Origin of the sequence: Pseudoduganella ginsengisoli (assembly GCF_009720865.1) — a bacterium.
GTDB classification, from domain to species: Bacteria; Pseudomonadota; Gammaproteobacteria; order Burkholderiales; family Burkholderiaceae_D; genus Rugamonas; species Rugamonas ginsengisoli.
Genome location: NZ_WNLA01000129.1, coordinates 1 through 236 on the forward strand (window position 1 = coordinate 1; position 236 = coordinate 236).

The window sequence follows — 236 nt, forward strand, 5'->3', positions numbered from 1 at the left end:
GCAATATCAGCGCTGCTTCCAGCGCGCTGACCGTGACGGTAGACGTGACGCCGGGTGCGGCGCCATCGACGCCGGACTTGCAGGCAGCTTCGGACAGCGGCGTATCGAGCACCGACAACATTACCAACGCTACCGGCCTGGTCTTCACCGGCAACGGCGCAGCTGCGGGCGCCACCGTGCGCCTGTATGCCGATACAGTCCTGGCCGGTTCGGCGGTGGCCGACGGTTCCGGCAAC

The 236-nt window shown here is 67.4% G+C and carries 1 protein-coding gene; it reads left to right on the forward strand.

Going from position 1 to position 236, the window contains the following annotated elements; all coding sequences use genetic code 11:
* Window positions 1-236, forward strand: a 236-nt coding sequence (locus tag GM668_RS30860) for an Ig-like domain-containing protein (protein ID WP_170305944.1), incomplete at both ends; no start/stop codon positions are given.